The sequence below is a fragment of the Rhizobium ecuadorense genome (assembly GCF_001187535.1).
GTDB classification, from domain to species: Bacteria; Pseudomonadota; Alphaproteobacteria; order Rhizobiales; family Rhizobiaceae; genus Rhizobium; species Rhizobium ecuadorense.
Map to the genome: position 1 here is coordinate 1 of NZ_LFIO01001072.1, position 254 is coordinate 254.

The 254-nt window shown below is 60.6% G+C and carries 1 protein-coding gene; it reads left to right on the forward strand.

What is annotated here, in order from left to right:
* The coding region (locus tag AF337_RS20420; RefSeq protein WP_152971143.1) for an amidohydrolase family protein at positions 1-254 on the forward strand (254 nt) is incomplete at both ends.

Here is a 254-nt window from a genome sequence, read left to right on the forward strand (position 1 = left end):
CTTTTACCACTCCTCCGTCACGGCGATGGCCGAGATGATCAAGCATGGCTGCACTACGGCCTTCGATCACCAGTACAATTTCCCCCGGCATGCCGGTAAGCGGCTGATCGACCGCCAGTTTGAAGCAGCCGAGCTGCTCGGCATGCGCTTCCATGCCGGTCGCGGCGGCAATACCCTGCCGAAGTCGGAAGGCTCGACCATTCCCGACGAAATGCTGGAAACGACCGACGAATTCATCGCTGACTGCGCCCGAC